Annotated in this window: 20 protein-coding genes and 1 pseudogene; 18 read left to right on the forward strand and 3 right to left on the reverse strand. The window is 70.1% G+C overall.

The genetic code is table 11. The features are described 5' to 3' along the window. Positions 1-2 precede the first annotated feature (2 nt). From PYR72_RS05590 to PYR72_RS05610, 5 genes are all read left to right on the forward strand, one after another. Entirely contained in the window at positions 3-1,832 is a 1,830-nt protein-coding gene (locus tag PYR72_RS05590) for a putative nucleotidyltransferase substrate binding domain-containing protein (RefSeq protein ID WP_275454190.1), read from the forward strand. Between the two features lie 31 nt (positions 1,833-1,863). Continuing rightward, a complete protein-coding gene (locus PYR72_RS05595; protein WP_275460336.1) occupies positions 1,864-2,625 on the forward strand; it encodes an electron transfer flavoprotein subunit beta/FixA family protein in 762 nt (253 codons plus the stop codon). A 93-nt stretch (positions 2,626-2,718) separates the two neighbouring features. Next, a complete protein-coding gene (locus PYR72_RS05600; RefSeq protein WP_275454191.1) occupies positions 2,719-3,681 on the forward strand; it encodes an electron transfer flavoprotein subunit alpha/FixB family protein in 963 nt (320 codons plus the stop codon). An 84-nt stretch (positions 3,682-3,765) separates the two neighbouring features. Next, positions 3,766-4,797 (forward strand): LacI family DNA-binding transcriptional regulator, encoded by a 1,032-nt coding sequence (locus PYR72_RS05605; protein ID WP_275454192.1) that lies wholly within the window; start codon positions 3,766-3,768, stop codon positions 4,795-4,797. Positions 4,798-4,882: 85 nt separating this feature from the next. After that, on the forward strand, positions 4,883-5,263 hold the full coding sequence (locus tag PYR72_RS05610; RefSeq protein ID WP_275454193.1) for a hypothetical protein: 381 nt from the start codon (positions 4,883-4,885) through the stop codon (positions 5,261-5,263). 37 nt (positions 5,264-5,300) lie between these two features. Here PYR72_RS05610 and PYR72_RS05615 read toward each other — a convergent pair whose 3' ends face one another. Further along, on the reverse strand, positions 5,301-5,696 hold the full coding sequence (locus PYR72_RS05615; RefSeq protein WP_275454194.1) for a hypothetical protein: 396 nt from the start codon (positions 5,694-5,696) through the stop codon (positions 5,301-5,303). Between the two features lie 71 nt (positions 5,697-5,767). Between PYR72_RS05615 and PYR72_RS05620 the strand changes: the two are divergent. Both PYR72_RS05620 and PYR72_RS05625 read left to right on the forward strand, forming a co-directional pair. Continuing rightward, a pseudogene (locus tag PYR72_RS05620) lies at positions 5,768-6,057 on the forward strand (nuclear transport factor 2 family protein); the annotation flags it as partial. Positions 6,058-6,068: 11 nt separating this feature from the next. Continuing rightward, the gene (locus PYR72_RS05625) at positions 6,069-6,404 is read left to right on the forward strand and encodes a YnfA family protein (protein ID WP_275454195.1); all 336 of its coding nucleotides are present in this window, start codon (positions 6,069-6,071) and stop codon (positions 6,402-6,404) included. Between the two features lie 80 nt (positions 6,405-6,484). On the opposite strand, the gene PYR72_RS05630 is transcribed toward PYR72_RS05625, so the two are convergent. Further along, the gene (locus PYR72_RS05630; RefSeq protein WP_275454196.1) at positions 6,485-7,282 is read right to left on the reverse strand and encodes an FCD domain-containing protein; all 798 of its coding nucleotides are present in this window, start codon (positions 7,280-7,282) and stop codon (positions 6,485-6,487) included. Between the two features lie 378 nt (positions 7,283-7,660). Between PYR72_RS05630 and PYR72_RS05635 the strand changes: the two genes are divergently transcribed. The 11 genes from PYR72_RS05635 (at position 7,661) to PYR72_RS05685 (ending at position 22,556) form a co-directional block, all read left to right on the forward strand. Beyond that, the gene (locus PYR72_RS05635; protein WP_275454197.1) at positions 7,661-9,025 is read left to right on the forward strand and encodes an extracellular solute-binding protein; all 1,365 of its coding nucleotides are present in this window, start codon (positions 7,661-7,663) and stop codon (positions 9,023-9,025) included. A gap of 14 nt (positions 9,026-9,039) precedes the next feature. Then, positions 9,040-9,936 (forward strand): sugar ABC transporter permease, encoded by an 897-nt coding sequence (locus tag PYR72_RS05640; RefSeq protein WP_275460337.1) that lies wholly within the window; start codon positions 9,040-9,042, stop codon positions 9,934-9,936. Positions 9,937-9,991: 55 nt separating this feature from the next. Further along, positions 9,992-10,900 (forward strand): carbohydrate ABC transporter permease, encoded by a 909-nt coding sequence (locus PYR72_RS05645; protein WP_275454198.1) that lies wholly within the window; start codon positions 9,992-9,994, stop codon positions 10,898-10,900. 74 nt (positions 10,901-10,974) lie between these two features. Continuing rightward, positions 10,975-12,972, forward strand: coding sequence for a hypothetical protein (locus PYR72_RS05650; RefSeq protein WP_275454199.1), 1,998 nt, complete (start codon positions 10,975-10,977; stop codon positions 12,970-12,972). Continuing rightward, positions 12,969-13,316, forward strand: a complete 348-nt coding sequence (locus tag PYR72_RS05655) for an L-rhamnose mutarotase (protein ID WP_275454200.1) — start codon at positions 12,969-12,971, stop codon at positions 13,314-13,316. Before PYR72_RS05650 ends, PYR72_RS05655 begins: the two co-directional genes overlap by 4 nt. A 75-nt stretch (positions 13,317-13,391) precedes the next feature. Then, positions 13,392-14,270 carry an amidohydrolase family protein gene (locus tag PYR72_RS05660; protein ID WP_275460338.1) on the forward strand — a complete coding sequence of 293 codons (879 nt, stop codon included), beginning with the start codon at positions 13,392-13,394 and terminating at the stop codon, positions 14,268-14,270. 38 nt (positions 14,271-14,308) lie between these two features. Beyond that, complete coding sequence (locus tag PYR72_RS05665) at positions 14,309-15,382, forward strand: alcohol dehydrogenase catalytic domain-containing protein (RefSeq protein WP_275454201.1); 1,074 nt, start codon at positions 14,309-14,311, stop codon at positions 15,380-15,382. Next, a complete protein-coding gene (locus PYR72_RS05670; protein WP_275454202.1) occupies positions 15,379-16,140 on the forward strand; it encodes an SDR family oxidoreductase in 762 nt (253 codons plus the stop codon). The genes PYR72_RS05665 and PYR72_RS05670 overlap by 4 nt, the downstream gene beginning before the upstream one ends. Then, on the forward strand, positions 16,137-17,162 hold the full coding sequence (locus tag PYR72_RS05675; protein WP_275454203.1) for an aldo/keto reductase: 1,026 nt from the start codon (positions 16,137-16,139) through the stop codon (positions 17,160-17,162). The genes PYR72_RS05670 and PYR72_RS05675 overlap by 4 nt, the downstream gene beginning before the upstream one ends. 311 nt (positions 17,163-17,473) lie before the next feature. Next, on the forward strand, positions 17,474-20,575 hold the full coding sequence (locus PYR72_RS05680) for an RICIN domain-containing protein (protein ID WP_275454204.1): 3,102 nt from the start codon (positions 17,474-17,476) through the stop codon (positions 20,573-20,575). 286 nt (positions 20,576-20,861) lie between these two features. Next, a complete protein-coding gene (locus PYR72_RS05685; protein WP_275454205.1) occupies positions 20,862-22,556 on the forward strand; it encodes a TROVE domain-containing protein in 1,695 nt (564 codons plus the stop codon). A gap of 77 nt (positions 22,557-22,633) precedes the next feature. Here PYR72_RS05685 and PYR72_RS05690 read toward each other — a convergent pair whose 3' ends face one another. After that, entirely contained in the window at positions 22,634-24,421 is a 1,788-nt protein-coding gene (locus PYR72_RS05690) for a thiamine pyrophosphate-binding protein (RefSeq protein ID WP_275454206.1), read from the reverse strand. Between the last annotated feature and the right edge of the window lie 15 nt (positions 24,422-24,436).

Below are 24,436 nucleotides of genomic sequence, written 5' to 3' on the forward strand. Positions count from 1 at the left end.
CCATGCAGGAGTTCACCGATTTCCTCGGAGCCCAGGCCCCGTTCGACGACCTCGACGCCAAGGACCTGGCGGCACTCGCACGCAGCATCCAGGTCGAGTACTTCTCCGAGGGCACGATGATCGTGGCCGAGGGCGCCCCGGCCCTCGACCACGTCTACGTGGTGCGCAGCGGCGCGGTGGAGGTCCTCGACCGGGGCCGGACCGTCGACCTGCTCGGCACCGGCGACACCTTCGGCCACATCTCGGTGCTGACCGGACTGTCCCCGGCGCTGTCGGTCCGGGCCGCCGAGGACACGCTCTGCTACCGCATCCCCGACCCCAGGACCCTGGTGTCCCAGCCCGAACGACTGCGGTTCGCCCACTTCGGGACCATGATCTCCCGGCAGCGGCTCACCCGTGACGGTCTGCTCGGCCAGAGCCGGGCCCCGGTCAGCCAGTTCATGCGGCCCGTCGTCTGGTGCAGCCACAGCACACCGGTCCGGGACGTCGCCGTCGCCATCAGCGACGCCGACCAGTCCTGCGCCCTCGTGCGGCTGCACGAGGGACTGGGCATCATCACCGACCAGGACTTCCGCCGGAAGGTGGCCACCGGGCTCCTCACGACCGACGCACCCGCCCGTGAGCTCGCCACGCGTCCGGTGGTCATGGTGGACGCGCGGACCCCGCTCGCCACGGCCTTCGTCCAGATGGTGGAGTCCGGCGTCCACCATCTCGTCGTCACCGACGACAACGGGCGTCCCGCCGGCGTCGTCCGGGCCATCGACCTCGCGTCGGTGGAGGTGCGCGATCCGCTCGTCATCCGTTCGGCGATCGAGTCGGCGACGACCATCCCCGAACTCGCCGAGGCATGTTCCCTCATCCCCGCCACCGCCGTCGAACTGCACGACAACAACGTCCCCGCCGCCCACATCGGCGCGCTCCTCGCCGCCGTCACCGACGCCGTACTGCACCGGTTGCTGGCCCTGACCGCCACCGACGCCTTTCCCGTCGCGGGTGGGACGTCCTGGCTGGTGCTGGGCTCCTCCGCCCGTCGCGAACCGCTGCCCGGCTCGGACGTGGACACCGGTCTGATGTGGGACAGCCTGCTCCTGCCCACCGTGGACCCGCCCTCGTCCGCCGCCATCCGCGCGCAGGCCGCCAAGGTCCTGGACGCGATGGAAGTCTGCGGACTGCGGCGGTGCCCGGACGGCGCGAACGCGGACAACCCGCTGTTCAGCCGGTCCCGCGCCTCATGGACCAAGGCCGCGCAGGGATGGATCACGCATCCCACCCAGGAGGGCGCGCTCCTGCTCTCCTCCATGGTCGCCGACAGCCGGCCGATCACCGCCATCACGCTCGGCCGCAGCGTCACGGACACGATCCGCCGGACCACCCGCAGCACCGAGTTCCTCAGCGCCCTGCTGCGCTTCACCCTCGCCACGAAGCCGCCCACCGGGTTCGTGCGGGACTTCGTGGTCGAGTCCTCGGGGGAGCACCGCGGCGGACTCGACCTGAAGGCCGGCGGGCTTCGGCCCGTCGCGTCACTGGCCCGTTGGCTCGCCATCGTCAGCGGCGACGTCCACGGCACCACGCCCGACCGGCTGCGCCGCGGTGCCGCGAACGGCATGCTGACCGACGAAGAGGCCGAGACCCTGATCGGTGCGTTCACCGACATCTACGAACTCGCCATCGAGCGAGAGGTCGCCGCCATCCGCAGCGGCGGCACCGCGTCGACCTGGATCGCCCCCAAGGAACTGGACACGCTCACCCGCCGCCATCTGCGGGAGTCCTTCCGGGTGATCGCCTCGGTGCAGAACCGCGTCGATGGCGAGTGGAAGTCCCGTCTGAGATAAGGAAGTTGCTCAAGTGAGGATCGTTGTCACTGTGAAGTACGTGCCCGACGCCACTGGCGACCGGCACTTCGCCGATGACCTGACCGTCGACCGTGACGACGTGGACGGTCTGCTCTCCGAGCTGGACGAGTACGCGGTGGAGCAGGCGCTCCAGATCGCCGACGAGGCCGACGACGCCGAGATCACCGTGCTGACCGTGGGTCCGGAGGACGCCAAGGACGCGCTGCGCAAGGCGCTGTCGATGGGTGCGGACAAGGCGATCCACGTCGAGGACGACGACCTGCACGGCACCGACGCGCTGGGCACCTCGCTGGTGCTGGCGAAGGCGATCGAGAAGGCCGGCTTCGACCTGGTGATCTCCGGTATGGCCTCCACCGACGGCACGATGGGTGTCGTCCCGGCGCTGCTGGCCGAGCGGCTGGGTGTCCCGCAGGTCACCCTGCTCTCCGAGATCTCCGTCGGGGACGGGGTCGTCACGGGCCGCCGTGACGGCGACGCCGCTTCCGAGCAGCTTCAGGCGTCCCTGCCGGCGGTGGTCTCCGTCACCGACCAGTCGGGCGAGGCGCGTTACCCCTCCTTCAAGGGCATCATGGCGGCGAAGAAGAAGCCGGTGCAGTCCTGGGACCTGTCCGACCTCGACATCGAGGCCGAGGACGTCGGTCTGGAGGGCGCCTGGACGGCCGTGGACTCCGCGACCGCCCGCCCGGCGCGCACCGCCGGCACGATCGTCAAGGACGAGGGCGAGGGCGGCAAGCAGCTCGCCGAGTTCCTCGCGGGCCAGAAGTTCATCTGAGGCCCCCGCGGCCCGTCGCGACCGTCGCCGGTCACGGCCGGGGCCGCCCCTCCCCTTCCCTCACGCCTTCGCAATCCGCAGGAGAGCAATCCCATGGCTGAAGTCCTCGTCTACGTCGACCACGCGGGCGGTGCCGTCCGCAAGCCCACCCTGGAACTGCTGACGCTGGCCCGCCGCATCGGCGAGCCCGTCGCCGTCGCGCTCGGCGCGGGTGCCGCCGACACCGCCGCCGCCCTCGCCGAGCACGGCGCGACCCGGGTCCTCACCCACGACGCCGCCGAGTACGCCGACTACCTCGTCGTCCCCAAGGTCGACGCACTGCAGGCCGCCGTCGCCGCCGTCTCCCCGGCCGCCGTACTCGTGCCCTCCTCCGCCGAGGGCAAGGAGATCGCCGCCCGCCTGGCGCTGCGCATCGGCTCCGGCATCATCACCGACGCCGTCGACCTCGAAGCGTCCGGCGAGGGCCCGGTGGCCACCCAGTCGGTGTTCGCCGCCTCCTTCACCACCAAGACCCGCATCACCAAGGGCACCCCGGTCATCACCGTCAAGCCCAACTCCGCCGCCGTCGAGGCCGCCCCGGCCGCCGGCACGGTCGAGGCCCTGGAGGTGACGTTCGGTGCGCTGGCCACCGGCACCAAGGTCACCGGCCGCACCCCGCGCGAGTCGACCGGCCGTCCGGAGCTGACCGAGGCCGCGATCGTGGTCTCCGGCGGCCGCGGCGTCAACGGCAGCGAGAACTTCGCCCTCATCGAGGCCCTCGCCGACTCCCTCGGCGCGGCCGTCGGCGCCTCCCGCGCCGCCGTCGACGCCGGCTGGTACCCCCACACCAACCAGGTCGGCCAGACCGGCAAGTCCGTCTCCCCGCAGCTGTACATCGCCAACGGCATCTCCGGCGCCATCCAGCACCGCGCCGGTATGCAGACCTCCAAGACCATCGTCGCCGTCAACAAGGACGCCGAAGCCCCCATCTTCGACCTCGTCGACTACGGCGTCGTCGGCGACCTCTTCGACGTCGTCCCCCAGCTCACCGACGAGATCAACACCCGCAAGGGCTGAGCCCCGCAAGCCCCTCCTCCTGCCCCTGACATGCGTCATGCCCCCGCACCACGCCTTCTTGGCCAACCCCGTACGGATCGGCTCGTGATCGAAGACTCGCAGACCCAGCCACGCCGCAGGCCGACCCTGGAGTCGGTCGCCACACTCGCCGGAGTCGGCAGAGGAACGGCCTCGCGTGTGATCAACGGCTCCGGCAACGTCAGCCCGGCCGCCCGCACCGCCGTCATGGAGGCCGTCCGTGAGCTGGGCTACGTACCCAACCACGCCGCCCGCGCCCTGGTCCGGCGGCGCACCGACACCTGTGCGTTCGTGGCGTCGCCGACGGAGGGCCTCCGGTCCTGGGAGGACCCGTTCTCCGCCCTGCTCGTGCAGGGGGCCACAGCCGAACTGGCCGCAGGCGGGATCCAGTTGCTGTCGGCCGTCGCCCGGTCCGAGCGGGAGCACGCGCGACTCGGTGCCTTTCTCACGGCGGGTCACATCGACGGTGTCCTCCTTGCCTCGCCGCGCGGTGACGACCCGCTGCCCGGCCGGCTGGAAGCGGTGGGCGTTCCCACCGTGACGATAGAGGCGCCGGCCGACTCCGCAGCCCGGCACTCGGTGGGCTTCGACGACGAGGGCGGGGGCCGGTGCGCTGCCGAGCACCTGCTGCGGCGCGGCCGCCGACGCTTCGCCGTCATCACGGGACCCTTGGGTCTGCGGGCCGGCATGGTCCGCCGGAGAGGCTTCGACGCCGTCCTGGCGGAGGCGGGCCATGCGCATGCCGAGACTGCCCACGGTGGCCTCACCCGAGACTCCGGCGCCGCCGCGATGCGGGAACTCCTGGCTCGCGGCAGGGACATCGACGCCGTGTTCGCCACCGGCGACGCGATCGCGGCCGGCGCGCTGGCCGCTCTGCGTGCCGCAGGGCTCAAGGTTCCGGACGACGTCGCGCTCATCGGCTTCCGCGACCACGAGGAGGCCCCGGAGACGGAACCTCAGCTCACCGCGGTCCACCGGCCCGTCGAGGACATGGGCCGCCGGGCCGCCCACCTCCTGCTCGCCCAGCTCCACGGTGTCGCCGTTCCCGAGCGCAAGGTGACCCTGAGCGCGCATCTGGTCGTCCGTGACTCGACGTGAGGGCGGCACGGACGGTGGCAACCGTGGCCCCGGCCACCGGAAGGAAGGTGCCCCCCGTGCCGTCACCCGATGGCATGATCCCGGCATGACAGCAGCGCTACCAAGGACGATCCGGGCCATCGACACCGAGCGGCTCCTGCTGCTGGAAGAGGAAGCGGAGCGGGCGGGGTTCAGCCGGCGGCTGCCGGTCGACTGGCTCCGGGAACACACCCGGGCCGCGGCGATGCACTACCTCTTCCCGGTGATGGAGCACCGGCTCACTCACCGGCCGGAGGTGTCGCCGCAATGGAGGTGCCGGCTGCTGCTCACGGTCCGCACCGGCGAGGAGGTGTTGAGCCTGCTCGACGTGCTGCCCGCCACGTTCCACGCACTGGCGGAGACCCTGGACGCGGCAGCGAAATCGGACATCGCCTCCCGCATGGAGAACGCACCCGCCGTACGGGAATGGACCGAGCGGGTGCGGTGACCTTCCGAAGCACACCCAGCCGAAAACTGACCTACCGTCAAAGTGCGCACGGGTAGAGCGAGACGTTGTCCCGGGCGATGAAGAGTTCGACCCAGGAACCGGCGACACCGTCGGGCAGCGGGTCGGCGATGTCCAACAAGACCGCGGAGCCGTCCAGGTCCAGCAGAGCGGCACCGTCCTCCGTGAGCATCAACCGCCCTCGCAACACCACGCAGTGCCCGCCGGTCCGGAGCCCGGGACCGACACCAGCGGCCGGCTTGGCGTTCCGCCCCCAGACGATGTCCTCGTCGATGCTCCACTCGACGTGGTACTCGCCGGGTGCCGCGGCCCGGTCACCGCACCAGCGAACTCCGCTGTGCCCGAAGCCGGTTCGGACCTGGGCCAGCAACGGCGTGCCCGGAAAAGCCGCGACCTTCACCAGTTCGATCAGCATGCATCGATCATGCCGCACCACCGGGACCAGCGTCCTCGGGCCACACCCGGCGCCCGACCGCTCTGCTGGTGCGGTCGGCGGACCGGCTGTCCCGGCGTCTGTGCACCGACATCCTGGTCACCGTCGACTCACGGGACACGGCCACGGCGACCACCTGCTTCGCCACGTACCGAGGCGACGCCTACACCGACGGGGCGCCGGTGGCACCCCGGCTGCCGGCGAACATCGGCCACGCGCCCACGAGGACACGTTCCGCGCGATCGACGGCTCCTGGCTCTTGCCTGACCGCTCCCGGCGCCCCCTCGGCGTCCGCACGGCGTCGGGCGCCCCGCTGAGGATCGGCGGGGCGGGGCGCCGGTAGGGTCCCTCGGTATGACCGTCGCTCGCTCCCTTGCCCTGTTCGCCGTCGCCGCCCTCTTCGAGATCGGCGGGGCCTGGCTGGTGTGGCAGGGCATCCGCGAGCACAAGGGCTGGATCTGGATCGGCGCCGGCGTCATCGCCCTCGGCCTGTACGGGGTGGTGGCCACCTGGCAGACCGAGGACAACTTCGGACGCGTCCTCGCCGCGTACGGCGGGGTCTTCGTGGCCGGGTCCATCGCCTGGGGCATGGTCGCCGACGGCTACCGCCCCGACCGGTACGACGTCGTCGGAGCCCTGGTCTGCCTCGCAGGCATGGCCGTGATCATGTACGCGCCCCGCAGCCACTGAGCCGGCCTGCTCTGCCGAAGGGGTGACCCTTCGGGCTCGGCCGTGAACGCCTTGGACGAGACGCGGGGCTTCGCCACCGTTCACCCGAACACGCGCCGCTGGATCTCCCGCCGGTAGTCCTCCAGAGTCCTGTCGAGGTGGGCGGCCGTGGCCCGGGCCGCCTCGTCGGGCAGGCCGTCACGAATGGCCCGGTAGATCGCCTCGTGCTCCTCGACCGCGGACCGCGTGTTCTCCCCGAAGGAGTCGTGGATCCCGATCGCGCTGGACTGCCGCTGCAGCCGCCGGGCATCGCGTACGGCGTTGACCAGGAAGGTGTTGTGCGAGGCGGCGGCCACTGCCGCGTGGAAGTCCTCGTCCGCCTTGTTGAAGACGTCGACCTGGCCGTCGAGGAACCCCTGCCGGCCTTCCTGCATGGCGAGTTCGATCGCGCGCAGTTCGGCGGGCGTGGCGCGGGTGGCCGCGAGGCTGCTGGCGGACATCTCCTGGACCCTGCGGAACTCGAACAGCATCAGGACGTGGTCGAGGTCGACCGGCCGGAAGAAGCCGCCCCAGCGGCTGGTGCTGAGCATGCCCTCGTCGTCCGCGACGAACAGTCCGCGGCCCTTGTGCGCCCGCACGCGGCCCAGCGCCGAAAGGATCTTCACAGCCTCGCGGACGACGGCCCTGCTGGTGTCCAGCCGCTGGGCGAGATCGATCTCCGTGGGCATCCGGTCGCCCGGCACCAGCCGTTCCTCGGCGATGAACTCGAGGATGTGCTCGGCCACGACCTCGTAACCGGGACGGTAGTCACGCTGCCCGTCCGAGTCCTTCGCCGCGGCTGTCGCGGCGGGAGATGCCTGTACAGGCGGGGCCGCCGCGAGCGCGGGCGTGTCGTTCATCTGTCCAGCCTCCGGGAGTGACGGCGAGGAGTGCGGCTGACCACTGTGGAGCCTCGCTCATCGTACACCAGAGACTCGATGAGTCGTACTTATCTGCCACAGAGAGCTGACGATAAGCCATGCATCATGCCCATGATGCCCACATTTGAAGGCATAAGAGGGGATTATCTCTACGATCACTGCCGCACATTCGCCACAAGAATGCCAACTCAACCCCTTGACGCAGACCTCGATAAGGCGGCTAATTTCTACCGCGACGGCAGCCGCACAGCCGTCCTCACCCATCCGACGCCGGACCGGGACTGCCCGGCGTCGCCACCTCTCACGCGCCGCACTCCCGAGCTGCTCGGGGCGCCAGCACACCCAGTGGAGTCGTTCATGACCGTCATCAAGCCTTCAGCCGACCGGGGAAGAGCGTTCGGCAAGAGAAGTTCGGCGTTGCTGGCCGGCTGCGCGGCCGGCGTGGTGCTGACCGTGACCGCCTGTGGCGGCGGAGGCACCACCGGCACGACCGCCAAGGACGGCTTCAACCAGGCGCCCCAGAAGGACGGCGCGTTGACCGTCTGGGTGGACGCCACCCGCATGGACGCCGCGAAGCTGTACCAGAAGCTGCACCCGGAGGTGAAGCTCGACATCGTCAGCTACGACGGCAACGCCAACGGCTCGAACTACCTCCAGACCAAGGTCCAGCTGTTCAACCGCACCGGCAAGGGCTGGCCCGACGTCGTCTTCAGCTCCCAGAACAACGAGGTGACCTGGGCCGTCGACGCGGGCTTCGCCGCGCCGCTCGACAAGGGGCTGATACCGAAGTCGACGCTGGGGCAGTTCGCCAAGGGTGCCAACGACGTCTGCACGGTGAAGGGCACCCTGTACTGCCTGCGCAACGACCTCTCCCAGGCGGTGCTCTGGTACAACGCGCCGCTGCTGAAGAAGTTCGGCTACGCCGTCCCCACGACCTGGGAGGAGTACCAGCAGATCGGCAAGAAGGTCGCCAAGGACCACCCCGGTTACCTGGTCGGCGACGCCGGGGACTCCTTCACCCCCGAGATCTACCTGTGGGCGAGCAAGTGCGGTGCGAACGACATCACGGGCCCCAAGTCCGTGTCGGTGAACACCACCAGCGAGAACTGCACCAAGATGGCGAAGCTCATGGACGTACTGATCAAGAACAAGTCCATGTCCGTCACCGGGGTGTTCAGCACCGACTTCGCCAAGAACAAGGCCGACAAGGTCCTGCTGATGCCCGGCCCCGCCTGGTTCGGCGGCGCGGTGTTCAAGGACGGCCTGAAGACCCCGGCCGGGCAGATCGCGGCGGCGCCCATCCCCCAGTGGCAGGGTGACTCCTCGCCGTCCACGGGCAACGTCGGCGGCGGCACCTGGCTGCTGTCCCAGCACTCCGCCCACGTCGAGGCGGCCACCGACTTCCTGAAGTGGGTCACCACCGACAAGGCTTACCAGGGCGAGAAGGCGCCCGGCTTCCCGGCCTACGCGCCGGCGGCCGAGACCTGGCTCAAGGGCCAGGACGCCTCCGGGTACTACGCCACCGACCTCGGCGCCCTGGCGTCCGCCTCCTCCCAGGTGTGGCCGGGCTGGGGCTCGGGCCAGTTCAGCCAGGAGGCGATCTGGGCCGCCACGGTCAAGCCGGGCCTGACCCAGGGCAAGACCATCGTCTCGATGCTGCCGGCCTGGCAGGACTCCATCGTCAAGTACGCCAAGTCCAACGGATACAAGGTCTCCCAGTGACCCTCACCCGCACCATGGCGGCCGGAGCGCGAGGGCGCCGTCGCGGCGCCCTCGGGCGGGGCCGGGCCGGCATGGCCTTCGTCGCCGCCTATGTTCTGCTGCTGATCGCCTTCGGCATCCTTCCCACCGGGTACGCGGTCTACTTCGCGTTCACCGACGCCGGCGGCCGGTTCACCGGATTCACCAACTTCCTCACCACGGCCCAGGACTTCCGCTTCACCGACGCCGTCGGCCACGTCGCGGTGTACCTCGTCCTCTGGCTCGTCTCGCTGGTGGTGTTCGTGGTCGGCCTCGCGCTGCTGCTGCACCGTCTTGCCTCCGGTCCGGCCGGCCAGGCGCTCCGGTTCCTCTACTACATCCCCGGGGCACTCGCCGGGGCCGCGAGCGTGCTGGTGTGGCTGTTCATGCTCGATCCGACGGTGAGTCCGGTCAGTTCGCTGCTGGGCCTGCTGGGATTCGACACCTTCGGCGAGGTCATCGCCCCTGGAAACCTGGCCCTGTTGTTCACGGTCATCGCGTTCTGGACCGGGGCGGGCGGCTGGATCGTCGTCATGTACGGCGCGCTCAACAACATCCCCAAGGACGTGATGGAAGCCGCGCACATCGACGGCGCCGGCGCCTGGCAGACCGCCTGGCACGTCCAGATCCCCATGCTCCGCAAGTGGATCGTGTACATGGTGATCCTGGCCTTCGCGGGCGGTGCGCAGCTCTTCGTCGAGCCGCAGCTGCTCTCCCTCGCCAGCGTGGGCGTGGCCGGACGCGACTACTCGCTCAACCAGCTGACGTACGACTTCGCCTTCCAGATGAACAACGTCAACGGCGCCGCCGCGGTCTCGGTGGAGCTCCTGGTCGTCAGTGTGTCGGCCGCCGCCCTGTTCGTCGCACGGTCTGGATTCTTCGATGCCGACTGAGACCTCCGCCAGCCCTGTCGCCGCCCGGCCCCGCACGGAACGGGAGCACAGCGCCATGAGCCCGACCCCCCACCGTGCCGCAAGGCAGCGGCGTCGGCCCGCACGCGACCTGCCGTCCCGGTTGCTGGCCGGCTCCGTCCTGACCGTGTTCGTGGTGTTCTTCGTCCTGCCGGTGCTGTGGCTCGTCCTCGCGGCGACCAAGACCGACCAGCAACTGGTCCACGGTCACCCGCTCTCCGTCGGCTCCTGGCACACGCTCAAGGCCAACTGGGACGCGCTCACGGCCTTCCAGGACAACGCCGTGCTGCTGTGGCTGCGCAACTCCGCGCTCTACGCGGTGATCTCGCTGGCCATCACGCTCTGCGTGGCCGTGCCCGCGGGATACGCGCTGGCGATGACCGAGTTCCGGGGCAGACGCGCCCTGCTGCTCTCGACACTCGTCGTGATGCTCATGCCGAACGCCACGCTGGTGGTCCCGCTGTTCCTGGAGATCAACGCGGTCGGTCTGATCGGCACGATGTGGTCGATCATCCTGCCCTACTCGTTCTACCCGTTCGGGGTGTACCTGACGTACATCTACTTCACGACCGCCGTACCGAAGGACCTGCTGGCGGCCGCGCGGATGGACGGCTGCTCGGAGTTCGAGGTCTTCCGCCTGGTGGCGTTGCCGTTGGCTACCCCGGTCATCGCGCTCGTCGGCTTCTTCAGCTTCGTCGCCAACTGGACCAACTACTTCCTGCCGTACGTGATGCTCCCCGCGAGCGACCAGATGCCCATCCAGGTGGGCGTCGGCAACCTGCTCAGCAGCGTTCCCTCGTTCAACCCGACGGTCGGCTCGCTCGCGATCGAGCGCCCGCAACTGGCGCTCGCGACGCTGGTGGCCATCACCCCCGTCCTCGTCGTCTTCCTGTTCGCGCAGCGCTTCCTGGTCAGCGGGATGCTCGCCGGCGCCACCAAGGAATGACGCCCTGCGCGGCACCCGCCACCGACCCCCTCCCCGACAGCACACCGAGCCACCCCCGAACGGAGATCCCTCCCATGCCCTCCAGCTCCGCCGACCACTCCGGTGAGGACGCCACGGCCTCCTCGCCCGGCATCCGGGCCGGGGTGCCGCTGCTCGAACCGCCCGGCTGGGCCGTGGCCCAGCGGGCCCTGTTCGACCTCCTCGACCACGCCTGGCGCCGCTTCGCCCGCGACTTCACCGGCCCGGACGGACGCCTGAACTACACCGGCGGGCTGACCACCCGCGACGGGGTGGACGACTTCTACGAGGTGTTCTTCAACTGGCCGCAGCTCTACCTCCTCGGCGGCGCCGACGACCTGCTCCCCGCCAGCGAGAAGCACTGGGAGGGCGTCACCCGTCAGCTCACCGAGATGGACATGGTCCGCGACGAGTACGAGCGCGGCTACGACTGGTTCCACCAGGGCGAGAGCCTGCTGCTGCTCTACTTCCTGTGCATGGCCGCCCCCGACCGCTGGAGCGAGCGCGCGCTGCGCTTCGCCGACCTGTACGTCGACCCGGCCAAGGGCAACTACGACCCCGAGCACCATGTCATCACCCGCCCCCACAACGGCAGCGACCCGGACCGCCGGGGCCTGTTCGACGGCGACGTCTACCCCTGGCTGGCGAAGGAGGCGGAGACGTACGGTTACCCGCTCGACTGGCTCCCCGAGGCGCAGGACGGCCCGTACCCGCTCTCCTCCGACCCGCGCCTCGGTGCGCAGATGCGCGACCGGATGGGTGCCGGCGACACCGCGGTCAACCTCGCCGCGGCCGGACTGGTCCTCAACGCCTGGATCCTGTCCGGCGAGGACCGCTACCGCGACTGGATCGTCGCGTACGTGGGCGCGTGGCGCGAGCGCACCCGGGCCAACGAGGGGCTGATCCCGGACAACGCCGGTCCGGACGGGAACGTCGGCAGCCTGCTGGAGGGACGCTGGTACGGCGGTCACTACGGCTGGTCCTGGCCGCACGGCTGGCACAGCGTGGGCCACGCGGCCTGTGTGGCGGCGCTGGCGGCGGCGACGGTCACCGGGGACGACGACTACCTCTCGATGGTCGCGACCTCGCTCGACACCCTCATCGGCCACGCCAAGGTGATGCCCCACACCGAGGCGGACTCCAGCCTGCCCTCCAAGTGGGTCGTCGAACTCGGCCCGGACATCCACACCCCCACCCCGCACCTGCCGTTCCGGCACAACGACTCGGGCTGGTTCGACTACAACCCGCTCACCCCGCCCGTACCGGTGGCCCTGTGGCACCACACGGCCTCCGACGCCGACCGGTCCCGGCTGGAGCGGCTGCGGGAGGCCGACGGCATCGACTGGCGTACCGTCCGGCCGTTCCGCGCCAAGGAGGAGTCCGGGCACGAGAAGGCGTGGTTCGCCTTCCTCGCCGGCGACGACCCCGGCTACCCGGAGCGGATCCTGGCCGCGGCCCAGGCCCAGGTCCGCCACCGCCTGCGACGCGTCGACCGGTACCGGGACCTGGACGTGCCCGAGGCCGACATCCACGTGTGGCAGCTGTGCAACCCGGTGGCCACCGAAGCGCTCGTCCAGCTCACCTGGGGCGGCCCGCAGGTGCTGTACAACGGCGGTCTGCAACAGGCCCGGCTGCGCTACCACGACGCCGAGGCCCGCCGTCCCGGCCTGCCGCCGGAGGTGGCGGCGCTCGTCACCTCGATCGACCCCGAGGCGACCACCGTCGAGCTGGTGAACCTCTCCCCCGGCACCGATCGCACGGTGATCGTCCAGGCGGGCGCCTTCGCCGAGCACACCATCACCGCCGTCCGGTACACGACCTGCGAGGACGACGGCTGGATCGGGGACATGTACGACTACGGTCACACGGAGCCCGTGGTCGGTGAGGCGGAGCAGTCCTGCGACAGCAGCCTCCTGACCGTCGAGCTGCCCGCGTCGACCCGCATCCGGCTGACTCTCCGCCTCCGGCTGCGCGCCAACCCTCCCAGTTACGGCACACCGTTCGACACTCAGGGCCACACGTCCGGCCCGGACACCGAAGGGGAGACCTCATGAAGCGCATCGCCCAGACCATCCGGCTCCGGCCCGAGCGACGCGAGGAGTACCTCGCGCTGCACGCCGCGGTCTGGCCCGGAGTCGAGGCCGCCCTGCACCGGGCACACATCCGCAACTACAGCATCTTCCTGCACGGTGACGCGCTGTTCGCCTACTTCGAGTACCACGGCGAGGACTTCGACGCCGACATCGCCGGACTCGAAGCCGACCCCGAGACCCAGGAGTGGTGGAAGCTCACCGACCCCTGCCAGGAGCCCTGGCCCGACCGGGGCGACTCGCGCCAGTGGACGGAACTCACCGAGATCTGGCACCTCGGCACACCCGACGACAGCGCCACCGCTTGACACCACCACCTGACGCCGCCGCCTGACGCCGCCATCCGACAGTTCACACCGGACCGAACCGACTTGGACCGCCCAGTGACCTCCAGCCCCTTCCTCATCGACGCCCACCATCATCTGTGGGATCTCGACCGGCGCCCGCAGCCCTGGCTCGACGATCCCACCGTGGCGACGATCCGCCGGACCTTCACCCCCGCCGACCTGCGCTCCACCGCCACCCGCCCGATCGCGGGCCGTGCCCTGCACAGCACGGTGGTCGTCCAGTGCGTGCCGGACGTGCCCGAGACCGAGGACCTGCTCGCCCTCGCGGAGCAGGAGCCGCTGATCGGGGCCGTGGTCGGCTGGGCGGACCTGACGTCCCCGGCCATCGGTGACGTGCTCGACCGGCTGCTCGCCGGGCCGGGGGGCTCGTATCTGCGGTCCCTGCGCCACCTCGTCCAGAGCGAGACGGATCCGGGATGGCTGCAGCGCCCCGACGTGGAACGCGGTCTGGCGGCGGTCCGGGGACGCGGGCTCGGCTACGACGTGCTCGTCCGCAGCCACCAGCTCGACCAGGCCATCCGGCTCGCGGAGCGCTTCCCGGACCTGCCCCAGGTGCTCAACCACGCGGGCAAGCCGTCCGTCGCCCGGGGCGAACTGGCCGACTGGGAACACCAGGTCCGCCTGCTCGCCAGGCACCCGCAGGTGGTCTGCAAGGTGTCAGGGCTGATCACCGAGGCCGAGCACGACTCCTGGACCACCGCCGACATCCGCCCCTTCTGGGACGTCCTGCTCGCGGCCTTCGGACCCGGCCGGCTGATGTTCGGCTCGGACTGGCCGGTAGCGAACCTCGCGGGGGGCTGGAACCGCTGGGCCGCCACCGTGGACGAGCTGCTCGACGGCTGTTCCGAGGACGAGATCCACGCGCTGCTCGCCGGCACCGCCGGTGCCTTCTACCGCCTCCCCGCCCGCGGCTGACCATCGGCACGCGTGCCGCAGGAACACAGGAGAAGACCATGACGCTCGCCGTTCGTTACACGGCCGCCCGTACGTTGGACACGGCTCCGGCACTCGATGTGCCGCCGGGTCCCGGTGAGGTGGAGCTGGCTCCCGCCTACGTCGGGATCTGCGGGACCGACCTGCACATCTTCCACGGCGACATGGACGCCCGGGTCGCCGCACCCGCGGTCCTGGGCCACGAGATGTCCGGCCGCGTCGTCCGCGTCGGACCCGACGTGGAAGGCTGGGCACCCGGAGACGCCGTCACCGTGATGCCCCTGCGCTGGGACGACACCTGCCCCGCCTGCCGGGCCGGCCACCACCACATCTGCCACCACCTCGACTTCATCGGCATCGACTCCCCCGGCGCCATGCAGCAACGCTGGACCGTACCCGCCTCCACCCTCATCCGCCTCCCCCACACCCTGCCCCTGGACCACGCCGCACTGGTCGAACCCACCGCCGTCGCCGTGCACGACGTCGGCCGCGCCGCCGTGCGTGACGGCGAGAAGACCGTGGTCATCGGCGGCGGACCCGTCGGCATCCTCATCGCCCTGGTCGCACAGGCCGCCGGCGCCGAGGTGTGCGTGGTGGAACTGAGCGCACACCGGCGGGCACTCGCCCAGGAGCTGGGCCTGACCGCCTGGGACCCCGCCGCGGACGACATCGGCGTTCTGGTCGGTGAGTGGACTGGTGGTGCAGGGGCGGAGGTCGCCTTCGAGGTGTCCGGAGCCGCGGGCGGCGTGGACACCGCCGTCGAGGTTCTCGGCGTACGCGGCCGACTGTGCCTGGTCGCCATCCACCCCCGCCCCCGCGAGATCAACCTCCACCGCTTCTTCTGGCGCGAACTCACCCTCGTCGGCGCACGACTCTACGACCGCACCGACTTCGAGAAGGCAGTCGCCCTGGTCGCCGACGGCACCATCCCCGCCGACCGGCTCATCACCAAGACCGTGCCCCTCACCGAGGCACCGGCCGCCTTCGAAGCACTCGAATCAGGCGGAGACGTGATGAAGATCCTCGTCGACTGCACCGACACCACGGCACCCACTCACCTCACCGACGACGCCGCCCAGGGGGCCGCCATATGAACGCCTTCGACCTCACCGGGAAGCTCGCCGTCGTCACCGGCGCCCGCCGCGGCATCGGCCGCGCCATGGCCCGCGCCCTCGCCGAAGCCGGCGCCGACATCATCGGCGTCAGCGCCACCCTCGAAAACACCGGCAGCGACATCGAAAAAGACGTCCACGCCACCGGCCGCACCTTCGAAGCCCTCCGCACCGACTTCGCCGACCCCGACGCCGTACGAGCCCTCGGCGCAGACCTCGCCGGACGCGAGCGCCCCGTCGACATCCTCGTCAACAACGCGGGCACCATCCGCCGCGCACCCGCCGCCGAACACACCGACGCCGACTGGGAGTTGGTACTCCAGGTCAACCTGAGCGCCCAGTTCACCCTCACCCGCGCAGTGGGGGCCGCGATGGTCGCCCACGGCCACGGCAAAATCATCTTCACCGCCTCCCTCCTCAGCTACCAGGGCGGCATCACCGTCCCCGGCTACACCGCCGCCAAACACGGCATCACCGGACTCACCAAAGCCCTCGCCAACGAATGGGCACCCCACGGCGTCAACGTCAACGCCCTCGCCCCCGGCTACATCGCCACCGACAACACCCAGGCCCTCCAGGACGACCCCGTCCGCAGCAGGGCCATCCTCGACCGCATCCCCGCCGGACGCTGGGGCAACGCCGACGACCTCGCCGGCGCCACCGTCTTCCTCGCCTCCGACGCCGCCACCTACATCCACGGCACCACCCTCCCCGTCGACGGCGGCTGGCTCGGCCGATGACCACCCAGGAGCCCTCCGTGCACCACCGGAAGATTCAGCGGACGTCGGTCGCCGTCAGCGAGCTGGGCTTCGGGGCCTCCGTCATCGGCAACCTCTACCGCGAGACCACCGCCGATGACGCGTCGGCCGCCGTCGATGCCGCCTGGGACGCGGGCATCCGCTACTTCGACACGGCCCCGCACTACGGGCTGGGCCTGTCCGAACTGCGCCTGGGAGCCGCGCTGCGGGACCGTCCGCGCGGCGAGTACGTCGTCTCCTCCAAGGTCGGCCGCCTCCTCGTCCCCAACGAGGCGCCCCGGGGCGTCGACTCCGAGGGCTTCGTCGTCCGGGACGACCTGCGCCGGCAGTGGGACTTCAGCCGCGACGGCGTCCTGCGGTCCATCGAGGAGACCCTGCGCCGCACCGGCCTGGACCGGCTCGACATCGTCTACCTCCACGACCCCGACGACCACTGGCAGCAAGCCGCCGACGAGGCCATGCCCACCCTCGCCGACCTCCGCGACCAAGGCATGATCGGCGCCATCGGCGCCGGCATGAACCAGTCCGCCATGCTCGCCCGCTTCCTGCGCGACACCCCCGCCGACATCGTCATGCTCGCCGGCCGCTACACCCTCCTCGACCAGACCGCCCTCGACGACGTCCTCCCCGCCGCACACGAACACGGCAAGAGCGTCGTCGCCGTCGGCGTCTTCAACTCCGGCCTCCTCTCCCGCGACCGGCCCGCCGAAGGCATGAAGTACGACTACCAGGACGCCCCCACCGCCCTCGTCGACCGGGCACGAGCCATCGCCGACATCTGCGCCGCCCACGGAACGACCCTGCCCGCAGCCGCCATCGCCTTCCCGTACACGCATCCCGGCGTCGTGAACGTCACGCTCGGGATGCGGACGGCGCGGCAGGTGCGGCACAACGTGGAACTCCACCGCAGCGTCGTCCCCCAGGCCCTCTGGGACGACCTCCGGGCCCAGGGGTTCATCAGGCCCGACGTCCCCTCCGCCGCGCACGGTGACGCCACCCCGTAATCCCGCGCCCCCTCCCCCTGAATCCGCGCACCGAGGAAGTCCCCGTCATGCGTGACCGCCGAGCCAGAACCGTCCACCGCCGCCCGCCCGACCGATTACGGCCCCGCTCCGTCTCCGTCGGAGCCGCACCATCGCTGCCGACGTCGTGAACCCACCCCTCGACGAGGGGCTGTGCCGGTCACCGACGTGCCTCGGCCTCCGAGGCGCAGGACCGGGCGTACCGAAGATCCGCGTCAACCGCATCGAGTAGCACCCAGGAGCCGCCGCATGAACGCTCGCTCGACCGTCCGAACCAGCAGGAGGGGCAGACGATGAGCCACGTCACCTCTCCCGTCCGCAAGTTGTCAGCCGTGCTCGCGCTGTCGGTCTCCGCCGCGCTGCTGACCTCCCTGACGGCGCCGACCCCGGCCTCGGCCGCGACCCAGGCGACCTACTACGTCTCCCCCGACGGCAACGACTCCGACTCCGGAACGATCTCGGCGCCGTTCAAGACCCTGCAGCACGCCCGGGACGTCGTGCGCACGGTCAACGACGACATGACCGGTGACATCAACGTCTTTCTCCGCGGCGGCACCTACCCGGTGACCAGCACGATCAACTTCACCTCGGCCGACTCCGGGACCAACGGCAACCGTGTCGTGTACGCCGCCTACCCGGGCGAGAAGCCGGTCCTGGAGGGAGGCGTCCCGGTGACCGGCTGGACCCAGCACAGCGGGAACATCTGGAAGGCCACCCTCGACCGCGACAACAAGCTCCGCGCGCTCTACGTCGACGGCAAGCGCGCCGAGATGGCCTCGAAGACGATCAGCTCGGCCGGATGCTACGGGGCGAACTACAAGGTCGAGGCCCCCTTGCCCTCCTGGGCCTGGGAGACGGGTCAGACATGTGACGCCTCCAAGTACAGTCTCTCCGACCTGCCCGCCATCGCGTCCAACCAGGACGACGTGGAGATCAAGACGGCGACGACCTGGACCACGGCGATCGTGGGCGTCAAGGAGGTGACCACCAGCGCGGACGGCACCAATCGCGTGGCGAAGTTCCAGGAGCCGGGCGCCGCGATAGCCCAGGCCGCGTTCAACGCGAACTTCCAGGCCAGTGGTACCCAGACGTTCATGAACGCGTACGAGTTCCTGGACCAGCCGGGCGAGTTCTACTTCGACAAGACCAGTCACACGCTGTACTACTACAAGTCCGGCTCCGAGGACATGACGACGGCGAAGGTCTTCGCGCCGAACAACGTCTCCACCATCCTCAAGATCGCCGGCACGTCCAGGACCGACCACGCGCGCAACATCACGTTCTCCGGGCTCACGGTCGAACACTCCGACTGGAACCTGGTCAAGGTCGGGGACTCCGTCTTCCGGCAGGGCCAGCAGGGCAACGTCACCGCGACCGTGTACGCGAAACAGAACTTCCACGCCTACACGTACCGCAACGTCGATCTGCAGCCGGCGATGATCCAGGTCGAGAGCGCCGACGGGATCAACCTGCAGCGCAACACGGTGCAGCACACCGGTGCCGACGCGATCACCCTGGCGAACGACGTGACCGACTCGCAGGTGACCGGCAACTACGTCAATGACACGGCCGGGTCCGCGATCACCGTGGGACACCCCCAGCACGTGTACATCGGGGACTACACCTCGACCAACAACGAGAAGTACCCGGTGAACGTCGAGGGCGTCTGCAAGAACATCACCGTCAGGAACAACTACCTCTACGACAGCGCGGTGCTGTTCGAGGGCTCCAACCCCGTGTCGGCGTACTTCGCCGACACCCTGGCCGTGGAGCACAACCGGATCGAGAAATCCCCGTGGGCGGGCATCTCGCTCGGCTGGGGCTGGTGGAACTTCAACGGGGACTCGGACTCGGTCCGGCCCGGCACGCCGACCACCACGGCGAAGAACAACTCCATCAGGTACAACGAGATCGTCGACACGATGCAGACGCTCGGCGACGCCGGTCCGATCTACACGCTGGGCAGCCAGCCGGGAACGGAGATCAGCGGCAACTACATGCAGGGTGTCCCGGCCGGACACAAGTACGGCATCCACCCCGACGAGGGCTCCGCCCACATCACCTTCCACGACAACGTGCTCGACGTGGACCCGGGGCTCACCTCCACCATCCACTCCGGCAACTGGGGTCGCCAGAACAACCTGTCGATCACCAACACCTACGGCACCGTCAACAAGATCTTCGACCAGTCCGTCACGGCCAGCACCATCCAGGACGTGCGCGCGTACGCGGACAACGTGTGGCCGTCCGAGGCGTACGACATCGCCCTCGACGCGGGCCTGGAGGACGCCTACAAGGACCTCGTCCCCCGGAGCAGGGTGGCCCTGCAGGACTACGTACTGCCCGCCGCGACGTTCGCCGGCAAGGGGGTGTCGTCCGTCCCCGTCCGCAGCACCGGCGACGCGACGAAGACCCTCTGGCTCGCACCGTCCGGTACGACGACGTTCGCCGTCGGCGCCACCATGACCAAGGCGAGCGGGACCGCGACGTCCATCGACGTCCCCCCGTCGGCCGGTGACTACCGTCTCTACGTCGTGGACGCACAGGGCGACGCGTCCGCCGCGTCGAAGGCGCTGGTGCGGCAGCGCTGGGCCTACGCCGACGACAAGGCCGCGAGCGTCACCTACTCCTCCGGCTGGTCGAACTGGAACGACACGAAGGACTTCAACGGGTCCGAGAAGTTCACGAGCGCGTCGGGCAACTACGCCGAGTACTCCTTCACCGGCACGGGCATCCGCTACCTCTCCATGAAGCAGCCGAACATGGGCAAGGTGGACGTCTACCTCGACGGCACCCTCGCGCAGTCGGGCATCGACGCCTACGCCTCCACGGTGACCAAGCAGGTCACGCTGTTCGAGAAGACGGATCTCGCCGCCGGCCCCCACACGATCAGAATCGTGTGCACCGGAACGAAGAACGCGTCCTCCTCCAACACGGTCTGCGCGCTGGACGCGTTCGCCCACATCGCGTTCCCCGCCAAGAACGGCTTCTACAAGATGCTCAACAAGAGCAGCGGCAAGGCGGTCGACATCTCCGGTGGATCGAATTCCGACGGAGCGTCCATCATCCACTGGACCGACAGCTGGGCGCAGAACCAGCGCTGGCGGTATGTCCCGGTGGGAGACGGCAGTTACGAGATCGTCAGCCAGGACACCGGCAAACTGCTGGACGTCAGTAACGGTTCCACCGCGGACGGCGCGCCCGTCGTCCAGTGGTCCGACAACAACGGTGCGAACCAGCACTGGACCCTGGTCGCCACCGGAAACGGCTACTACAAGATCAAGAACGTGAAGAGCGACAAGGTGCTGGCGCTCCCCGCGTCGGGCTCCCAGCTCGTCCAGACGACCGACACGAGCGCCGACGGCCAGCTCTGGAAGATCGTGAACGTGGACTGATCGGGTCCGCCGCCACGATCAGCACGATCCGCCCGTGGGGCGGTGCCGACGACACGAGTCGGCACCGCCCCACGCGAGCTCGGCAAGGCAGGAGGAGCGTGCGGAGGGCGGCAAATAAATGGCGTGCGACCGCTCATCGCATCGACTAGCGTGCGTGCCCGACGCCTTCCGATGCGCTGTGCCCCGGTTACTTCCTGTCTGAGATAGCAACACCACCCCGGTGCCACTACTGATCTCGGAAGGCGTCTCTCCTTCTTCCAGGAACGTCTCCCAAGGGACCTTCTGCATGCCCCATTTCAACCGTCAGCGAGCCAAGTCCGAAGCCAGGAACGAGATCCAGGCGGAGATACCGGGCCTGACCGCCGGCGGAGCGACATCGTCGCTCTCCACCCACGGCCGGTGGCTGCTCCCGCCGTCCGGCACGGCAGCGGGCCCGCACCGGCCCTCCACGCGCCGACTCCCCCGCCTCACCCACCAGGGTGGGCCCGCGTACGCCCGCACGCCCAAGGGGGAACTCTTCCTGTTGGCCGTGGCCAACATGGTCGGCCATCACACCTTCTACGAGGACGCCGCAGCCCGCGACGAGCGCTACGAGCAGCTGGTGCGCACGCTCGCCGTCAGCGATCCGGAGTGGACCCTCGGCCTGCTGGGCTGGCTGCGCACCGAGGCCCATATGCGCACCGCGTCCCTCGTGGGCGCCGCCGAGTTCGTGCGGGCCAGGCTGGACGCGGGGGCCGTCGGCTTCTCCCGGCAGGCCGTGTCCGCCGTCCTGCAACGGGCCGACGAGCCGGGTGAGTTGCTGGCGTACTGGATCTCCCGGCACGGGCGCGGACTCCCGCAGCCGCTCAAGCGCGGAGTCGCCGACGCCGTCCGGCGTCTGTACACCGGTCGCGCACTCCTCAAGTACGACACCGCCTCACGCCCCTATCGCTTCGCCGACGTCATCGAACTCACCCACCCCTCCCCCGACCCCGGACGTCCATGGCAGGGGCCCCTGTTCAAGTACGCGATCGACCGCCGTCACCGTCCGGACCGTGCTCTTCCCCCGGCCGGCGAGACACTGCTCGGCGCACACCGGGAGCTGATGGCCGTACCGGTCGAGGAACGGCGTGCTCTGGTCACCGCGCCGGGTGGCGCCGAACGGCTGAACGCGGCCGGGATGACCTGGGAGTCGGTGGCAGGCTGGCTCCAGGGGCCGCTGGACGCGGCGGTGTGGGAGGCGCTGATTCCCTCGATGGGGGCGATGGCCCTCGTACGCAACCTGCGCAACCTCGACCTCGCCGGCGTGAGCGACCGGGTGGCCGCCGAGGTCGCCGCGCGGATCTCCTCCCCGGACGAGGTGCGCAGATCCCGGCAGTTCCCGTTCCGGTATCTGGCCGCCCATCGCAACGCGCCGTCGCCCCGCTGGGAGGAGGCTCTGGAGACGGCCCTCGGCCACTCCCTCGCCCACGTCCCCGCACTGCCCGGCCGCACCCTGATCCTGGTGGACCGGTCGGGCTCGATGTTCGACACGCCCGGTGAGCACACCCAGCTCAACCGGGCCGATTCGGCGGCCATTTTCGGTACGTCGCTGGCGCTGCGGGCCGAGTCCGCCGACCTGGTGGAGTTCGGGTCGGACAGCCGTCGCGTGGAACTCGCCCCGGGTGAGCCCGTACTGCGCGTCCTGGAGCGCTTCCACGACCTCGGCGGCACCCACACGGCCGCGGCGCTCAGGCGGCACTACGCCGGTCACGACCGGGTGGTCATGGTGACCGACGAACAGACCGGGCCCGCTCAGTGGTCCAACCCGTTGCGAGCGATCCCTTTCCGCGTCCCCGTCTACACCTGGAATCTGGCCGGCTACTCCCCGGCCCATGCCCCGCCCGGCCCGCACCACCACACCTTCGGCGGCCTGAGCGACGCCGCGTTCCGGCTGATCCCGCTCATCGAGGCGGGCCGGGACTCCACGTGGCCCTGGGAGGCGGGTTCGCGCGAGGGGTGAGTCCGGGCACGCGGACCGCCCGTGCGGCCGGGTCTCGGCCGCACGGGCGGTGGTCGGTGCGGTGGCGCGGGGCCGTCTCAGAGGTGCTGCTCGGTGGCCCTGATGCGGTCGTACTCGTCCTGGCGCTCGTCCTTGATGTACGCCGGGATCGGGAAGTCCCACCAGCCGGGGACCCAGGGGCCCGCGGCGTCGCGGTCCGTGGGGACCTCGATCAGGGCGGGGGCTCCCGACTGGACGGCCTTGCGCAGGGTCGGCTCCAGGGACGCGGCGTCGTTCACCTTCCACGACTCGATCCCGAAGGACCGGCCCATGGCCGCGAAGTCGGGGCTGTACGGCGAACCGTCGGGGTGCGAGAACTCCGTGCCGATGTGCCGGGAGGTCTGCTTGCGCTGACCGCCGCGGATCGACATGTAGCCCGCGTTGTTCTGGACGACGAAGATCACCGGTGCGCCGGCGGTGACGCTCAGGGCGATCTCCTGGGAGGTCATCAGGAAGTCGCCGTCGCCGAGGACGCACACGACCGGGCTGTTCGGCCGGGCGAGCTTGGCACCGACGGCGGCCGGGATGGCCCAGCCCATGGAGGAGAAGCCGCCGGAGGTGAGGTGGGTGCGCGGCGAGTAGACCGGGAAGGTCTGCTTGACCGCGCCCTGGGTGTTGCCCGAGCCGGCGACGATGATCGCGTCGCGCGGGAGCACGTTGCGCAGGGCACCGAGCGGGCGCTGCGAGGTGAACGGGAAACGGTCGCTGTCGCGGCGGCCGGCGAGCTTCTCCTCCCAGTCCTGCTTGAGCTGGGCGAGTTCGGCGAGGTACTCGGAGCGGTCGACGCCCTTGGCGGGGAGGGAGTCGACGATGGCGGCCACGGCGCGCTGGGCGTCCGCGACGATGCCCACCTCGGCGGGGTAGTTCTTGCCGATCTCGTGCGGGTCGATGTCGATGTGGATGAGCTTCGCGGGCGGGATCGAGAAACTGATGCCCTTGGCATAGCTGGAGGCCGACCAGTCGGTGAAGCGGCAGCCGACCGAGATGACGACGTCGGCCGAGCTGGCGATCGCGTTGCCGGTCATCGTGCCGGTCTGGCCGACGCTGCCGGCGAACAGCTCGTGGTCCTCGGGGAAGGCGCTCTTGCCGTTCCACGTGGTGACGACCGGGATCTGCCAGCGCTCGGCGAGCGCGAGGACCTCGTCGGACGCCTCGGAGGTGATCGCACCGCCGCCGACCACGATGACCGGCCGGGTGGCCGCCCGCAGTACGTCGACCGCGCGGTCCACCGCTTCCGGGTCGGGGTGCTGGCGGCCGACAGGGATACGCCGCTCCAGGTCGTGGAGTTCGACGTTCGCGGCCTCGGCCTGGACGTCCATGGGGACTTCGAGGTGCACCGGGCCCGGGCGGCCGGTCAGCATGGAGTTGAAACAGCGGTGCAGGACGAAGGGGAGCTCCTCGACACGGGTGACGACCCAGTGCCGCTTGCTGACCGCCTCGGCCACCTTGGGGAAGTCGTTGGCCGTGTAGCGGTCCAGTTCCTGCAGCAGTCCGTGGCCGCGCATGTGGGTCGGCGGGCCGCCCGTGACGACGAGGACGCTGGTGGAGTCCGTGAAGGCGGTGCCCATGCCGATGACGGTGTTGCTGGCGCCGGCGCCGATGGAGGTCACCGCGGCCTGCGGGCGGCCGGTGACGCGGTAGTAGCCGTCGGCGAGGTGGACGGCGCTCTGCTCGTGGAAGGTCTGGATGAAGGGGATCCTGGACTCGTCGTCGAGGAAGGCGTCGGTCAGTGACCAGATGCCGTGGCCGGGGATGCCGGCGACGACGTCGACCCCGTAGTTGCGCAGGGTCCGCGCGACGATCTGGCCTCCGGTGAGGACAGGCATGGTGTGCTCCCAATC

Source organism: Streptomyces sp. VNUA24 (genome assembly GCF_029167005.1).
In the GTDB taxonomy this organism is placed as follows: domain Bacteria; phylum Actinomycetota; class Actinomycetes; order Streptomycetales; family Streptomycetaceae; genus Streptomyces; species Streptomyces scabiei.

Bases quoted from the DNA above. Each gene is read 5' to 3' on its own strand.
- PYR72_RS05590 (WP_275454190.1), top strand. From the start codon at position 3: ATGCAGGAGTTCACCGATTTCCTCGGAGCCCAGGCCCCGTTCGACGAC.
- PYR72_RS05655 (WP_275454200.1), top strand. From the start codon at position 12,969: ATGAAGCGCATCGCCCAGACCATCCGGCTCCGGCCCGAGCGACGCGAG.
- PYR72_RS05630 (WP_275454196.1), bottom strand. From the start codon at position 7,282: ATGAACGACACGCCCGCGCTCGCGGCGGCCCCGCCTGTACAGGCATCT.
- PYR72_RS05675 (WP_275454203.1), top strand. From the start codon at position 16,137: ATGACCACCCAGGAGCCCTCCGTGCACCACCGGAAGATTCAGCGGACG.
- PYR72_RS05665 (WP_275454201.1), top strand. From the start codon at position 14,309: ATGACGCTCGCCGTTCGTTACACGGCCGCCCGTACGTTGGACACGGCT.
- PYR72_RS05625 (WP_275454195.1), top strand. From the start codon at position 6,069: ATGACCGTCGCTCGCTCCCTTGCCCTGTTCGCCGTCGCCGCCCTCTTC.
- PYR72_RS05615 (WP_275454194.1), bottom strand. From the start codon at position 5,696: ATGCTGATCGAACTGGTGAAGGTCGCGGCTTTTCCGGGCACGCCGTTG.
- PYR72_RS05610 (WP_275454193.1), top strand. From the start codon at position 4,883: ATGACAGCAGCGCTACCAAGGACGATCCGGGCCATCGACACCGAGCGG.
- PYR72_RS05650 (WP_275454199.1), top strand. From the start codon at position 10,975: ATGCCCTCCAGCTCCGCCGACCACTCCGGTGAGGACGCCACGGCCTCC.
- PYR72_RS05680 (WP_275454204.1), top strand. From the start codon at position 17,474: ATGAGCCACGTCACCTCTCCCGTCCGCAAGTTGTCAGCCGTGCTCGCG.
- PYR72_RS05635 (WP_275454197.1), top strand. From the start codon at position 7,661: ATGACCGTCATCAAGCCTTCAGCCGACCGGGGAAGAGCGTTCGGCAAG.
- PYR72_RS05645 (WP_275454198.1), top strand. From the start codon at position 9,992: ATGAGCCCGACCCCCCACCGTGCCGCAAGGCAGCGGCGTCGGCCCGCA.
- PYR72_RS05640 (WP_275460337.1), top strand. From the start codon at position 9,040: ATGGCGGCCGGAGCGCGAGGGCGCCGTCGCGGCGCCCTCGGGCGGGGC.
- PYR72_RS05690 (WP_275454206.1), bottom strand. From the start codon at position 24,421: ATGCCTGTCCTCACCGGAGGCCAGATCGTCGCGCGGACCCTGCGCAAC.
- PYR72_RS05600 (WP_275454191.1), top strand. From the start codon at position 2,719: ATGGCTGAAGTCCTCGTCTACGTCGACCACGCGGGCGGTGCCGTCCGC.
- PYR72_RS05670 (WP_275454202.1), top strand. From the start codon at position 15,379: ATGAACGCCTTCGACCTCACCGGGAAGCTCGCCGTCGTCACCGGCGCC.
- PYR72_RS05685 (WP_275454205.1), top strand. From the start codon at position 20,862: ATGCCCCATTTCAACCGTCAGCGAGCCAAGTCCGAAGCCAGGAACGAG.